The organism is Amycolatopsis sp. NPDC051758 (assembly GCF_044453095.1).
In the GTDB taxonomy this organism is placed as follows: domain Bacteria; phylum Actinomycetota; class Actinomycetes; order Mycobacteriales; family Pseudonocardiaceae; genus Amycolatopsis.
Window position 1 is genome coordinate 1,371,639 of sequence record NZ_JBITCJ010000001.1, and the last position, 12,506, is coordinate 1,384,144.

General features: G+C 70.9%; 12 protein-coding genes. 11 read left to right on the plus strand and 1 reads right to left on the minus strand.

Annotation, left to right across the window (positions count from 1 at the left end):
- The first annotated feature begins 22 nt into the window (after positions 1-22).
- Positions 23-1,162, plus strand: a complete 1,140-nt coding sequence (gene dusB, locus ACIA5G_RS07170; RefSeq protein ID WP_395921281.1) for a tRNA dihydrouridine synthase DusB — start codon at positions 23-25, stop codon at positions 1,160-1,162.
- On the opposite strand, the gene ACIA5G_RS07175 is transcribed toward dusB, so the two are convergent.
- A complete protein-coding gene (locus ACIA5G_RS07175) occupies positions 1,083-1,484 on the minus strand; it encodes a hypothetical protein (protein ID WP_395921282.1) in 402 nt (133 codons plus the stop codon). The two genes, dusB and ACIA5G_RS07175, sit on opposite strands and share 80 nt — an antisense overlap.
- Before the next feature lie 92 nt (positions 1,485-1,576).
- Here ACIA5G_RS07175 and ACIA5G_RS07180 point away from each other — a divergent pair, with 92 nt between their 5' ends.
- The 10 genes from ACIA5G_RS07180 (at position 1,577) to ACIA5G_RS07225 (ending at position 12,280) form a co-directional block, all read left to right on the plus strand.
- Entirely contained in the window at positions 1,577-2,236 is a 660-nt protein-coding gene (locus tag ACIA5G_RS07180; RefSeq protein ID WP_395921283.1) for a VC0807 family protein, read from the plus strand.
- A gap of 32 nt (positions 2,237-2,268) precedes the next feature.
- A complete protein-coding gene (locus ACIA5G_RS07185) occupies positions 2,269-2,961 on the plus strand; it encodes a GntR family transcriptional regulator (RefSeq protein WP_395921284.1) in 693 nt (230 codons plus the stop codon).
- A complete protein-coding gene (locus ACIA5G_RS07190) occupies positions 2,958-3,959 on the plus strand; it encodes an ADP-ribosylglycohydrolase family protein (protein ID WP_395921285.1) in 1,002 nt (333 codons plus the stop codon). Before ACIA5G_RS07185 ends, ACIA5G_RS07190 begins: the two co-directional genes overlap by 4 nt.
- On the plus strand, positions 3,956-4,828 hold the full coding sequence (locus tag ACIA5G_RS07195) for a PfkB family carbohydrate kinase (RefSeq protein WP_395921286.1): 873 nt from the start codon (positions 3,956-3,958) through the stop codon (positions 4,826-4,828). The genes ACIA5G_RS07190 and ACIA5G_RS07195 overlap by 4 nt, the downstream gene beginning before the upstream one ends.
- On the plus strand, positions 4,825-6,264 hold the full coding sequence (locus ACIA5G_RS07200; protein ID WP_395921287.1) for a purine-cytosine permease family protein: 1,440 nt from the start codon (positions 4,825-4,827) through the stop codon (positions 6,262-6,264). The genes ACIA5G_RS07195 and ACIA5G_RS07200 overlap by 4 nt, the downstream gene beginning before the upstream one ends.
- Positions 6,261-6,785: a cysteine hydrolase family protein gene (locus tag ACIA5G_RS07205; protein ID WP_395921288.1), complete on the plus strand. Its 525-nt coding sequence runs from the start codon at positions 6,261-6,263 to the stop codon at positions 6,783-6,785. The genes ACIA5G_RS07200 and ACIA5G_RS07205 overlap by 4 nt, the downstream gene beginning before the upstream one ends.
- Positions 6,786-6,795: 10 nt before the next feature.
- Positions 6,796-9,942, plus strand: a complete 3,147-nt coding sequence (locus ACIA5G_RS07210; protein ID WP_395921289.1) for an NACHT domain-containing protein — start codon at positions 6,796-6,798, stop codon at positions 9,940-9,942.
- Between the two features lie 37 nt (positions 9,943-9,979).
- Complete coding sequence (locus ACIA5G_RS07215; RefSeq protein ID WP_395921290.1) at positions 9,980-10,813, plus strand: alpha/beta fold hydrolase; 834 nt, start codon at positions 9,980-9,982, stop codon at positions 10,811-10,813.
- Between the two features lie 87 nt (positions 10,814-10,900).
- Complete coding sequence (gene idi, locus ACIA5G_RS07220; protein WP_395921291.1) at positions 10,901-11,464, plus strand: isopentenyl-diphosphate Delta-isomerase; 564 nt, start codon at positions 10,901-10,903, stop codon at positions 11,462-11,464.
- A gap of 120 nt (positions 11,465-11,584) precedes the next feature.
- Complete coding sequence (locus ACIA5G_RS07225) at positions 11,585-12,280, plus strand: GGDEF domain-containing protein (RefSeq protein ID WP_395921292.1); 696 nt, start codon at positions 11,585-11,587, stop codon at positions 12,278-12,280.
- The last annotated feature ends 226 nt before the right edge of the window (positions 12,281-12,506 follow it).

Below are 12,506 nucleotides of genomic sequence, written 5' to 3' on the forward strand. Positions count from 1 at the left end.
GTGACCGACACCACAAGCGACAATGGAGGACGTGACCGCCACCCTGAGCAAGCCCGCCCTGAAGATCGGCCCCTACGAGGTCGATCCGCCGGTGGTGCTCGCGCCGATGGCCGGGATCACCAACGTCGCCTTCCGGCAGCTGTGCGCCGAGTACGGCGCCGGGATCTACGTGTGCGAAATGATCACCGCGCGGGCCGTCGTCGAACGGCATCCCGGGACCATGCACATGATGACCTTCGGGGCCGACGAAAAGCCCAGGTCCATGCAGCTTTACGGCGTCGACCCGAAGACCATGGCCGAAGCCGTCCGGATCATCGTCGGCGAAGGCCTCGCGGACCACGTGGACAGCAACTTCGGCTGCCCCGTCGCGAAGGTCACGCGCAAGGGTGGCGGGGCGGCGCTGCCGTACAAGCGGAAGCTGTTCGAGGCGATCGTCCGGGAGTCCGCGAAAGCCGCCGGCGACGTGCCGTTCACGGTGAAGTTCCGCATCGGCATCAACGACGACCACCGCACCTTCCTCGACGCCGGCCGCATCGCCGAGGCCGAAGGCGCGGCCGCCGTCAGCCTGCACGCGCGCACCGCCGCCCAGCGCTACTCCGGCCAGGCCGACTGGACCAAGATCGCCGAGCTGAAGGAAGCCGTCACCAGCATCCCGGTGCTCGGCAACGGCGACATCTTCTCCGCCGCCGACGCCCTGCGCATGGTCGCCGAGACGGGCTGCGACGGAGTGGTCGTCGGCCGCGGCTGCCTCGGCCGGCCGTGGCTGTTCGGCGAGCTGGAGGCGGCTTTCGCCGGCCGCCCGCTGCCGACGCCGCCGACCCTGGGCGAGGTCGCCGCCGTGCTGCGCCGCCACGCCGAGCTGCTCATCCAGCACGACGGTGAGACCAAGGCGTTGCGCGACCTGCGCAAGCACATGGCCTGGTACTTCATGAACTTCCCGGTCGGCTCCGAACTCCGTCGTGGCTTCGCGATGGTGTCCGGCCTGCCCGAGCTCGACGACCTCATCGGCCGCCTCGACCACGACGCCCCGTTCCCCGCCAACGCCGACGGCCCGCGCGGCCGCCAGGGCTCACCGGGCAAGGTCACGCTGCCGCACGGCTGGCTCGACGACCCGGACGACGACTGCGTTCCCGAAGCGGAAGACATGCACTCGGGCGGCTGAGCTGCAGCAGGCTGAACCCGAACAGTGCCACGCCGAGCGGAACGTGCACCACCGTCACGTGGGCGATGCCGAGCAGCACCTGCGCCAGCACGAGCCCGAGGAACACGGCCGCGGAGCCGATCGGGCGGGGTGAGCCGCCGCCCGGGCGCCACGCCAGGACCGCCGCCAGCACGTGCACCATTGCCAGCACGAACACCGTGTACGCCGCGGCGCTGTGCAGCACGTGCCCGTTCGGCGTGGTCATCAGCAGGCCGGCGGTGACCGGCGACAGGAACACAGCGAAGGTCTGCAGGCCGATCGTGACGCGCAAGAACGTTGTCATGCAGACCTGACGACGCAGCCATGACACATGTCAGGCCGGAGTCGTGGCGGATCGCATCTCCGGGAAGGCTCTCCCGGCGACAAGCTCTTCCCATGACGAAGACCAGCGCCCCCGCCTCCCTGATCCAGACCCTCGGTGTCGAGATCGCCGTCCCGCTCGGCGTCTACTACGGACTCCACTCGCTCGGTGCGAGCGACTTCACCGCGCTCGCCCTCTCCGGCGTCTTCCCGCTCGCGCGGACGCTTTACCAGTTCGCCAAGAACCGCACCATCAACGGCCTCGCGCTGGTCGTGCTCGTCACGAACGTCGTCGGGATGCTGCTGACCTTCGTCTCCGGGGACGCCCGCATGATGATCGCCAAGGACTCGATCGGCAGCGGGATCACCGGGGTGGTCATCCTGATCTCGGCGTTCACGGCACAGCCGATCATGACGAAGGCGATGCGCCCGTTCCTCACCCACGGCAAAGCCGATCACGAAGCCGCGTGGGAGCTGCTGAGCGGGACGCGGGAGTTCGACTCGATCGTGCGCCGCGCCAGCTACGTCTGGGGCATCGGGTTCGTGCTGGAAAGCACCGCGCGGGTGATCGGCGCCTTCACGCTGCCGATCTCGACCATGGTGTGGCTGAGCACCGTCCTCTTCGTGGCCTCGTTCGCGGTCATCATGGTGGTCGCCGGCGCGGGCGCGAAGAAGGCCGGCGCGATGATCGCCGAAGCGGCGAAGGCCGAGGTCAGGCCGCTCGTGGCCGCTTGACCAGCACGAACGCGGGGTGTACAGGTGTGTACATGTACAGCAAGCGGGAACAGCTCGTCGGCGACCTCTCCGACCTGATCCGCACCGGACGCCTCGCGCACGGGGAGCGCCTCCCCGGTGAGAACCAGCTCGCCCTCCAGTACCAGGTCAGCCGCGGCACCGTCCGCAGCGCGCTGTCCGAGCTGCAGCAGCTCGAGCTCATCTCCACCCAGGCCGGCGTCGGGTCGTTCGTCACCTTCGACGGTGTCCAGCTCGACCAGCGGATCGGCTGGGCCCGCGCGCTCGCCGACGCCGGGTCGCCGGTCACCACCGAGCTCCTCGGCATCAAGACCGTCGAAGACCAGGCCCTCGAAGAGGAGTTCGGCGAGAAGACCTACGTCGCCGTCCGGCGGCTGCGGCGGGAACACAACCGCGGCGTCTCGCTCGAAACGGCCACCGTGCCCGCCGTCGGACCGCTCGCCGAGCTTCCCGGGACCGGCCTGCGGGACGGCTCTCTGACCAAGACGCTCGAAGCGGCCGGCCGGGTCTCCGTCGGCGGTGACCAGTGGATCAGCACCGAACGCCTCGACGAAGGCAGTGCCGAACTCCTCGGCCGGGCCGTCGGCGAGCTCTTCCTGCGGGCCGAACGCACCTCCGTCGACGTCGAAGGTGCGCTGGTCGAGCGCGTGGTCAGCCTGCTGGACCCGGACCGCTTCCAGTTCCACCTCACCTTCGGACACCGGTGAACGCGCGGGACCGGGCGCTCGGCGCGTTCACCGGGCTGGCCGTCGGCGACGCGCTGGGCATGCCGACGCAGTCGATGTCGCGCGCCGCGATCGCCGCCGCCTACGGGCCGGTCACCGGCCTGCTCACCGCCGTCGCCGAGCAGCCGGTCGCGCCGCTGATGCCCGCCGGCTCGGTCACCGACGACACCGAGCAGGCGATCCTGCTGGCCCGGCTGCTCATCGACGGCCGCGGCACCGTCGAGCCGCACGTCTTCGCCGACGCGCTGCTCATCTGGGAAGCCGACATGGTCCGCCGCGGCTCCGCGGACCTGCTCGGCCCGTCGACCAAACGCGCGCTTTCCCGGCTGCAGGACGGCGTTCCGGCCGAGGAAGCCGGCCGCACCGGCACCACCAACGGCGCCGCCATGCGGGTCACGCCGGTCGGCATCGCCACCCCCGCGGACGACCTGCACCGCCTGGTCGACGCCGTGGTCGCGACCGCGCGCGTCACGCACAACACCAGCTTGGGCATCGCGTCCGCCGCCGCGGTCGCGGCCACCGTCTCGGCCGGGGTCGACGGCGCGAGCCTGACCGAAGCGCTCGACGCGGGTGAGCGCGCCGCCGTGGTCGGCGGGGAACGCGGGCACTGGTCGGCCGGCGGGGAGATCGCCGCCCGGATCCACTGGGCGCGCGGCTGGGTGCGGAGCATGGCGCCGGACGCCGTCGCCGACGCGGTCGCCCGGGTGATCGGCACGTCGGTGGCGTCGCAGGAGTCCGTCGTGGCCGCCTTCGCGCTGGCCGAAGTCCTGGGTGACGACCCGCCGGCGGCGCTGCGCCTGGCCGCCGGGCTCGGCGGTGACACCGACACCGTCGCCGCGATCTGCGGCGCGATGCTCGGCGCCACGCACGGTGTCGGCGCGTTCCGCCCCGACGTCGTCGAGACCGTGCTCGCGGTGAACCGGCTCGAGTTCGGCCCGCTCGTCGACGAGCTCCTCACGCTGCGACGGCGCGCGCGGTGACCGGGCGGCTGGTGCACACCGGCCAGGTCGTCCTCGACCTGGTGCTGGCCGTGCCCGCCCTGCCGCCCCGAGGCGGCGACGTTCTGGCGTCCTCGACGAACCTGCTGCCCGGCGGCGGTTTCAACGTCATGGCCGCGGCCGCCCGGTCCGGCGCCCGCGTGCTCTACGCCGGCAGCCACGGCACCGGCGGTTTCGGCGACCTCGCCCGCACCGCGCTGGCCGCCGAAGATGTTGAACTCGCCCACGAACCGACCCCGGGGATGGACACCGGCGTGGTCGTCGTGCTGGTCGACGCCGCCGGCGAACGCACCTTCGCGACCGGCACCGGCGCCGAAGGACGGCTGACGTCCCTCGACCGCGTCCGGCCCGAGAAGGACGACGTCGTCTACGTGACCGGTTACAGCCTCCTGCACGAAGCCAACCGCTCGGCGCTGTTGGCGTGGTTGCCCCGGTTGCCCGGCTCGACGGTGCTGTTCGACCCCGGCCCGCTCGTCGCCGAGATCGACCCCGGCGCACTGCGCGCCACACTGTCCACAGTGGACATCCTGAGCTGCAACACGCGCGAAGCCGACGTGCTCGGCGAGCTGCCGCCGGTCGCCGTCGTCCGCGACGGCGCGAAGGGCTGCCAGGTCCACGAGCACGGCCGGACCACCGACGTCCCCGGCTTCGCGGTCGACGCCGTGGACACCAATGGCGCGGGCGACACGCACTGCGGCGTTCTGGCCGCGGAGCTGCTGCGCGGCAGTACCCTCCTCGACGCCGCCGTGCGCGCCAACGCGGCGGCCGCGCTCTCGGTGACCCGCCCGGGCCCGGCGACCGCGCCGGACCGGGCGCCGATCGACCGCCTACTGACCAGGGACGGGCCATGACCGATACGGGCAGCCGCAAGCTCAAGGTGGAGACCAACGGCCTCGACGTGATCAACGACGCCGAGCGCCGCGGCCGGCCGCGGCAGCTGTTCTGGCCCTGGTTCGGCGCGAACGTGTCGGTGCTCGGGCTGAGCTACGGCTCGTTCACCCTCGGCTTCGGCATCTCGTTCTGGCAGGCGCTGGTCGCCGGTGTGGTCGGCATCCTGTTCTCGTTCCTGCTGTGCGGGTTCATCGCGATCGCCGGCAAACGCGGCTCGGCGCCGACGATGCTGCTGTCGCGCGCTGCCTTCGGCATCCGCGGCAACCGGCTGCCGTCGGCGATCTCGTGGCTGCTGACGGTCGGCTGGGAAACCGTGCTGACCGCGCTCGCGACGCTGGCGACGTCGACGGTGTTCGAACGCCTCGGCTGGGGCGGCGGGACCGCGACGAAGGTGGTCGCGCTGATCGTCGTCGCCGCGCTGACGGTCGCGGCCGGTGTGCTCGGCTTCGACGCGATCATGAAGCTGCAGACGTGGATCACCTGGATCACCGGCGTGCTCACCGTCGTCTACGTGATCCTGGTGGCCGGCGACGTGCACTGGGACGCGGTGAGCGCGCTGCCGTCCGGCTCGGCGCAGCAGTGGGTCGGCGCGCTGGTGTTCCTGATGACCGGCTTCGGCCTCGGCTGGGTCAACGCGGCCGCGGACTACTCGCGCTACCTGCCGCGGTCGTCGTCGAGCCGCGGGGTGGTCGGCTGGACGACGTTCGGCGCGTCGGTGGCGCCGCTGGTGCTGCTGGTGTTCGGGCTGCTGCTGGCCGGGTCGTCACCGGACCTGAACAAGGCGGTCGCGGCGGACCCGATCGGCGCGCTGACGACGTTGCTGCCGCTGTGGTTCCTGGTGCCGTTCGCGATCGTCGCGGTGCTCGGCCTGGTCGGCGGCGCGGTGCTGGACATCTATTCGTCCGGGCTGGCGCTGCTGTCGGCCGGCCTGCGTGTGCCACGCCCGGTGGCGGCGCTCGTCGACGGCGTGATCATGATCCTCGGCACGGTCTACATCGTGTTCTTCGGCGGTGAGTTCCTCGGCCAGTTCCAGGGTTTCCTGGTGACGCTGGGCGTGCCGGTCGCGGCCTGGTGCGGCGTGATGCTCGCGGACGTCCTGCTGCGCCGCCGCGACTACGCCGAGCAAGAGCTGTTCGACCCGGCCGGCCGCTACGGCGACGTCCGCGTCGTGCCGATCCTGCTGGTCCTGGTGGCGACCGCGCTCGGCTGGGGCCTGGTGACCAACACGTCCGCGGACTGGCTGAAGTGGCAGGGATACCTGCTCGAACCGTTCGGGCTGGGCGGCCGTGACGGCTCGTGGGCGTACGCGAACCTCGGTGTGCTGCTGGCGCTGGCGCTGGGCTTCCTGGTGACGTTGCTGTCCCGGCGCCGGATCCGCGCTCAGGAGGCCGCGTGAGGTCGGTGCTGGCGGTCATCGACCTGCAGAACGTGTTCGCGGACCCGGCGAGTCCGTGGTTCACGCCTCGGTTCGCCGAGGTGGTGCCCCCGATCCGGCGCTTGGTGTCGGCGTTCGGCAACGACGTGGTGTTCACCCGGTTCGTCGCGCCTTCACGGCCGGAAGGCGCGTGGAAGCAGTACTACGAGCAGTGGCCGTTCGCCTTGCAACCGCCGGACACGCAGCTGTACCAGGTGATCAACGCCTTCCAGCCGCCGTCCACTGTGGACGCGACGACGTTCGGCAAGTGGACCCGCATGGCGACGCGTGTGGGTGGCGCGGGGCTGGTGCTGGCGGGCGTGTCGACGGACTGCTGCGTGCTGTCGACGGCCCTGGCGGCGGCGGACGCGGGTGTGTCCGTGACGGTGGTGTCGGACGCGTGTGCGGGTGTCGACGACGAGAGTCACACGAAGGCGCTGGACATCATGCGGCTGTACGGCCCGCTGGTGAAGGTGGCCACGACGGACGAGGTGCTCGGCTAGGCTCGACGCGGTGAGCCTCGAAGCCTCGGCGATCGCACTGACCACGGCGGTCGTGAAGGCCGCCGCCAAGGTGTGGCTGGGCGATCGCCCGATCGCCGCGGACGCCTCCGCGAAGGTGTTCGACCTGCTGGAGAAGCAGGTCACGGGGCTGAACGACCGCCGGAAGCTGCGGTTGCTGTTCACGAATCTCGAGTCCCGCGTCGCCGACCGGCTGCTGCCGTTCCTCGAAGTCGAGTTCCGCGCGCTGCCGGAGAACGAACGGGCCGCCGCGGTGGACGCGGTCCGCGAGACGTTCGACCGCGCCGCGCTCACCGACGACGACCTGTTCGCCGCCGACCTGGACGCCGGTTACCTGTACCGCTACCTGCTCCGGACGGTCCCGGGTGTCACTTCTCTCCTCTCGGCCGATGCGACCGAGCTGTACCAGCGGGTCCTGCGGGAGTGTTGCGCGTACCTCGTCCAGCTCACCAGCACGCTGCCGCGCTTCCAGCCGGGCGCGCTGGTCGAAGTGCTCCGGCGCGAAACGGAAATCCTCGAGACGGTCCGGAACGTGCTGGCGGCACTGCCGGAGCGACGGCACCCGGACGATTTCGCGGCCGACTTCCGCCGCCAGGTGGTGACGGCGCTGGACCGGATGTCGCTGTTCGGCGCGGGCCTGTCGGACGCGACCCGGCTGTACCCGCTGTCGGTCGCGTACCTCAGTTTGAGCGTCACCTCCGAGGACGACGTCGCCGCCGGTGACCGGATCGAGCACGTCCTGCCGCGGACGTCGCGGATCCTGCTGCGCGGCGAGGCGGGCTCCGGCAAGACGACACTCCTCCAGTGGCTGGCGGTCCAGTGCGCGAGCGGGCAGCTGAAGGACGTCGAAGGCTGGACCGGCCTCGAGCCGTTCCTGGTGCGGCTTCGGCGGTTCAGCCGGGCACCGCTGCCCGCGCCGGAACGTTTCCTGGACGAAGTCGGCCGGCACATCGCCGACGAGATGCCGCGGGGCTGGGTGCAGAAGCGCCTGCGTCGCGGCCAGGCGGTGCTGCTCGTCGACGGCCTCGACGAGCTTCCGGACGAACGACGCCGTGAAGTGCGCGAGTGGCTCCGTGAACTCGTCGGCGCGTTCCCGCTCGCGCGGTTCGTCATCACCACCCGCCCGGCGGCGGTGGCCCCCGACTGGCTGCGCGAGGAGGGCTTCACCGAGGTCCGCCTCCAGCCGATGACGCCCCGCGACGTCCGGACCTTCGTCACGCGCTGGCACACGGCACTGCCGGGCGCGGCGCTCGAAGAACAGCGCGACGCCTTGATCGCGGCGATCGGCGCGCGGAGTGCGTTGCGGCGGCTGGCCGAGAACCCGTTGCTGTGCGCGCTGCTCTGCGCCCTGCACCACGAGGGCAACGGGCGGCTGCCGGACAACCGGATGGAGCTCTACGAAGTCGCGCTGCGCATGCTGCTCGACAGCCGCGACATCGAACGGCGGATCGAAGCCACCGTCCGGCTTTCGCTGACCGAGAAGCTCGTGCTGCTGCGGAACCTCGCGTACTGGCTGGTCCGCAACGGCCACACGGACGTCCCGGCGGCGGACGCCGAAGCCCGGGTCGCCGCCAAGCTGCGCTCGATGAGCCAGATCGACGTCACCCCGCGCACGGTGTTCCGGCATTTGCTGGATCGCGGCGGCGTGCTGCGCGAGCCGGTCCCCGGCCGGATCGACTTCGTGCACCGCACCTTCCAGGAGTACCTGGCAGCCCAGGCGGCCGTCGAAGAGGACGACATCGGTGTCCTGACGGCGAACGCGCACCTCGACGAGTGGCGCGAAGTGGTGGTGCTGGCCGCGGGGCACGCCCATCCCGCGCAACGGGAACGCCTGCTGGACGGGATCCTCAGCTGGAACGCGGACGAGGCGCACCGGCTGAAGCTCGACCTGGTTGCGTTGGCCTGCTTGGAAACCTCGCCCGTACTGAGCGAACGGCTGCGCAACGAGATCGAGGACCGGGCCAGCGCCCTGATCCCGCCGAAGGGCAACGAGGAGGCATACGCGCTGGCGGCGGCCGGGGATTTTGTGCTGGACCTGCTGGCCGACTGCGATCCCGCGCCCGGCGAGGCCGGACCGACGGTCCGCGCCGCCGGCCTGATCGGCGGTCCGGTCGCCCTCGACCTGCTCGCCCGATACGGCCCGAGCGAGGACGCATCCGTCGCGATCGAACTGATCGCGGCGTGGGAGCAGTTCGATCCCGTCGAGTACGCAAAACGGGTGCTCGCGGATTCGCCGCTGCTCGACGGCGCCGTGGTGGTGACCGCACCGGCGATCCTGGCCGGCCTCGCGCACCTGCCGCACCTCACCTGGCTGCGCTGCCGGTTCGACGACGGTCACGGGCGGCTGGACTTCGTCCGTGGCCTGCCGCGGCTCGAGCAGCTCGAAATCGCCGACATCGCGGGCTACGACCTGCCGGCCCTGGCCGGCACGGGACTGACCCGGGTGGCGCTCACCGGGCCGCCGCTGCCGGAGTCGGTCGACCTCACCCCGCTCGCCGCCGTGCGCGGGCTGCGGTCGATCGAAGCCCGGGTCGCCACCACCGGCTGGGCCGCGCTGGCCGAGTTGCCCGACCTCCGCGACCTCAAGCTGAGCTGGATCGACGATCCGCGCCACCTGGCGGAACTGGTCGCGTTGAAGAGCCTGCGTTCGTTGTCGCTGAGCCACGTCTTCCGGCTCACCGATCTGGCGCCGCTCGTGTTCCTCACCGGACCGGTCTCCCTGGAGTTCCTGGGTTGCAAGGCACTCGAGGACATCACGCTGCTCCGCCGCTGGGCGCCCCGGCTGGGCATCCTGCGCCTGATCGACTGCCCGCCGGTGGACCCCGCACCGATCGGCGACCTGACCGAGTTGCGGCTGCTCGACCTGACCGCCACCGACCTGCCCGACCTGTCACTGCTGTCCGGGTTGCGGCACCTGCGAACCCTGCGGCTGCGGGATCTGCGTGGCATGCCCGACCTGACCCCGCTGACCGGCCTCGACCAGCTCGGCTCACTGACGATCACCGGGATGGGCCGGCTCGACCTGCGGCCGCTCGCCGGCCGGACCGGTCTTCGGATCCAGGTGAGCGAACTCGTCGAGCCGGTCGGAGCGGAGCTGCTCGGGCCGGACTGCACGGTGGAGTCCGTCCAGGACCGCTGACACCGGACGTTCAACCGGGCGAAGTAGATTCGGGCCCGTGATCGACCACATCAGCATCCCCACCGAGGCCGGTTCCTTCGACGCCATCGCCGCCGGGCCCGAAGACGGGCGGCCCGTGCTGCTGCTGCACGGCTTTCCCGAAGCCGCGATCGAGTGGGAACATCAGGTCGCCACGCTCGGGGTGCTCGGGTACCGGGCCGTCGCGCCCGATCAGCGGGGTTACTCGCCCGATGTGCGGCCGGAACGGGCCACCGACTACTCGATCGATCACCTCGTCGGGGACGTCGTCGCGATCACCGAACAGCTCGGCTGGCCGGCCTTCGACCTCGTCGGCCACGACTGGGGTGGCGCCGTCGCCTGGTGGACCGCCGACGCGCACCCCGAGCGGCTGCGCAGCCTCACCGTGGTGTCGACGCCGCATCCTGCCGCGCTCGCCGATGCCATGAAGAACGACGAAGACCAGTACCTGCGGACCCAGTACATGACCGAGTGGCGGCAGACCCGCGTCACCGAGCGGAAGATGCTGGAGAACGACGCCCGGGCGCTGCGCGACATGTTCGAACGGCGCATCTCGCCGAGCAAGGTCGACGAATACGTGCGGCGGCTGTCCGAGCCGGGGGCGCTCACCGCCGCCCTCAACTGGTACCGCGGCGGCCGGCCGGGCGGGAAGATCGGCAAGGTCGCCGTGCCGACGCTGTACGTCTGGAGCACCGAGGACGTCTCGTTCGGCTCGACCGCCGCGCTCGACACCGCGAACTGGGTCACCGGGCCCTACCGCTTCGAAATGGTCGAAGACGTCACGCACTGGGTGCCGGAAGAGGCGCCGGAAGTCGTCACCACACTCATCGTCGAGCACCTCGACGCGCGGTAGCGGCCCGTCACCCGGGCGAGCGGACCGCCGGTAACCCACCCGCCTTGCGGTACGAAGCGGTCCGGCCCGTCGTGTTCACTGGGACGCGTGGATACCGCGACCGAACCCGAAACCGAGCAGGTCGTCTTCGTCACCGAGGACGGCGTGCCCACCGGCGAGACCGGCCCGAAGCTCGCCAGCCACCACGAGCACACCCGGTTGCACCTGGCCTTCTCGTGCTACGTCCTGCGGCGCAGCGACAACGCGCTGCTGATCACCCAGCGCGCCTACGAGAAGAAGGTCTGGCCGGGGGTCTGGACCAACAGCGTCTGCGGGCACCCCGCGCCCGGCGAGCCGCTCGAGGACGCCGTCGGCCGTCGCGCCGCCTACGAGCTGGGGCTGCCGTCACTGTCCGGGCTGCACTGCGTGCTGCCGAAGTACCGGTACCGGACACCGCCCTTCGAGGGCATCGTCGAGAACGAGTTCTGCCCGGTGTTCGCCGCGTGGGCCGACGCCGAGCCGTCGCCCAACCCGGCGGAGGTCGGCGACTGGCAGTGGGTCAGCTGGAGCGACTACCAGCAGTTACTGAAGGACAAAACGGCTAATGTGAGTTACTGGGCCAAAGACCAGTACGCGCAGCTCAAGGACATCGAGCCGTTCGCCGGACTCTGACGACACAGTTCCGCAGAGTAACCATCGTCGTCCCGTTGAGCGAAATTCGCTTTCCGGCCGGACCGACACCTCAAGCGCGGCCTCCACTGCGACGACAACCAATGCGTGGTGGAGGTGGGCATGGTCGCCGAGGACGGAGGCGCGCTGCGCCGGCGCCCGCAGCCGCCGGACCTGCTCCGCCTCCACGAGGCCATCGCCGGCCTCTTCGCCACCCAGGGCGACTGGCGCCGCGCCTACCAGCACCTCCGCTCCGCGCTGGACATCGCCCGCGACGGCAGCCTGCGTGACGCGCTGACGTCGAGCTACAACCGCCGTTACCTCGACGAGCGGCTGTACGGACCGTTCGCCGACCGGCAGACCGCCCGGCCGCGGCCGGCGCTGGGCATCGCGCTCATCGATCTCGACCGCTTCAAGCGCGTGAACGACACGTACGGTCACCTCGTCGGCGACCGCGTCCTCCGCCGGGTGGCCGACCTCCTCCAGGAGGAGCTGCCGCCGGACGGCTTCTGCGCCCGCTACGGCGGTGAGGAGTTCGTGCTGTGGCTGCCGGACGTCGACGCCGGGCACGCCGTGCGCATCGTCGACGCCGCCCGGTTGCGGGTCGCCCGTCATCCCTGGTCAGAACTTCAGCCCGGACTGCACGTGACCATCAGCGCCGGCCTGGCCCACCAGAGCCCGGGCGCGGACGCGACGACGTCCCCCGAGCGGCAGCTGCGCAGCGCGGACTCCTTGCTTTATGCGGCGAAACGTGCGGGCCGGAACAAAGTCGCCTATCACGACGCGCAAAGCACGCAGTTAATAACACACTCTGAGTAACGTAAACGCTGCATTACTCCGGATTGCCTAGGGCGTCCTTCACCCGTTTGTCGACGCCGAGCTGCCGTTCGTCGACTCAAGGTGAAGAAAATTCCGGGAGGGTGTCGTCACGAACGGGGGGTATCCGTACGATAACGAAAACCTCCGGGGGAACGATCACCTCCTGCGGGGGAAGACGGCCAACCAGAGCCGGACCCTCGACCGTGCGAAAGGAGACCGAGTGCCG

What these genes read in the sequence shown, in the direction of transcription:
- dusB (WP_395921281.1), top strand. Translation starts at nt 23, where the DNA reads ATGGAGGACGTGACCGCCACCCTGAGCAAGCCCGCCCTGAAGATCGGC.
- ACIA5G_RS07175 (WP_395921282.1), bottom strand. Translation starts at nt 1,484, where the DNA reads ATGACAACGTTCTTGCGCGTCACGATCGGCCTGCAGACCTTCGCTGTG.
- ACIA5G_RS07180 (WP_395921283.1), top strand. Translation starts at nt 1,577, where the DNA reads ATGACGAAGACCAGCGCCCCCGCCTCCCTGATCCAGACCCTCGGTGTC.
- ACIA5G_RS07185 (WP_395921284.1), top strand. Translation starts at nt 2,269, where the DNA reads ATGTACAGCAAGCGGGAACAGCTCGTCGGCGACCTCTCCGACCTGATC.
- ACIA5G_RS07200 (WP_395921287.1), top strand. Translation starts at nt 4,825, where the DNA reads ATGACCGATACGGGCAGCCGCAAGCTCAAGGTGGAGACCAACGGCCTC.
- ACIA5G_RS07225 (WP_395921292.1), top strand. Translation starts at nt 11,585, where the DNA reads ATGGTCGCCGAGGACGGAGGCGCGCTGCGCCGGCGCCCGCAGCCGCCG.